A 1,430-nucleotide genomic window follows, 5' to 3' on the forward strand; every position below is an offset into this window, starting at 1 on the left:
TCCCTCTTTTGTTACTACGGTAGGAGCAAAGACATTTTAGTCCCATCAAGCTGCTTTCAGGTCTGGGATTGGAAGAATCTGGAAGGTATCCATCCAATCCATGAGCTGATGTAAGGCTCGTTTGAGTCCAGGTACCGGAAAAACTTGTAACCATTGTTCTAACCACGCCCAACACCAATACGGTTGCAGTAGTAAACGTAAATTATTCAAGGCACTCTTCCAAGTTGTTCCCAACGCCCAATCGTAATGTTTGCTAAAGGGTAAAGGATGAAGTTCTGGTTGGGTCTCATGATTGTCTTGAGTTGTTTGGTGTTGCTTAAATTGTTCGGCATGGAGACTCACCAGTAGATAAGCACTGCAGATCAACTCCCACCAGCGTTCAATACTGGCAAAATCGGTCAGGCGATAATCATGCCAACCCAGTTCATTTTTCACTTGCTTGAAGCCATACTCAATCCAAGTTCTCAACGTGTACTGACTACCCACACTACCGATGATGTCTCCGGTCAAGTTGGTCATGATGAACCAACTATCTGCTTTGTCCGGTTCATCCGTACTGCCTTTGGTGATCTGGTAGAACCGGACTGAACGACGAGTTCCGAAGATAATTTCGCGAATATATCGACGTTGAGTGGGGTGCTCGGCTAGGGGTTGGTCGTAGGGGTGCCAACGGTTGTAGCGAACTCGTTGTCCTTTTGGCATGAGCACGCCATGATTCGAGCGAATGGCGACAATATAAGGCAACTTCAATTGGTGTAGGACACCTGTGACATCGCCGCTTTCACCGTATAAGCTATCAGCTAGCACTCGTTCAATCACAAATCCCATCACTTGAATTTCACGAATGATTTCTACCGCAATCTGCGGTTTGGATTGGTACTCATCTCCAGCTTTTAATCGTGATTTAGGTTTATAAATCTTGAACAGCAGGGGATAGGTAATACCATCAACAACGGCATAGGCATTGACACTAACCATCCCATTGGCAGTTTTGCCCAAATTACCAATGTATTGTTTGGCTGCATAGTCAGTGGTGCTGCCCTTCTTGACATCTCCTGTTTCATCAATACACAAGGTGATGGGTCGAGTTCCAATCTGTTGTCGAATCAGATGCAACCGAATGGATCTGACTTGCTCAACGCTCCATACTCCATCGCGCAGAAGGTGATGTAAACTTTGCCCATCTTTGAGTCCGGTGAGTTTAGCAATCTCTGGTAACGTCTTGCGTGGCAGTGGGCTGAGAATGCCCACATGTAAGTACTTGAAGCATTCATACAACCGGATATCTGCAAAAACTGAGCGGTATAGCAGGCAGTAGTCATCAATGAAACCAACAGTTGCAACGGATTGTCGTAATTCCATGCAATTTTCAGGTAGAACGCAGCTGCTTTCAGCTTAATTTGTTCTTATTAAAGTAACAAAAGAGGGAT

General features: G+C 45.2%; 1 protein-coding gene. It reads right to left on the reverse strand.

Annotated elements, in window-relative coordinates:
• Positions 1 to 45 precede the first annotated feature (45 nt).
• Positions 46 to 1,362, reverse strand: coding sequence for an IS701 family transposase (locus ACR6Z4_RS32140; RefSeq protein ID WP_479721389.1), 1,317 nt, complete (start codon positions 1,360 to 1,362; stop codon positions 46 to 48).
• Positions 1,363 to 1,430: the final 68 nt, after the last annotated feature.

The sequence above is a fragment of the Calyptranema fuscum S582 genome (genome assembly GCF_055793305.1).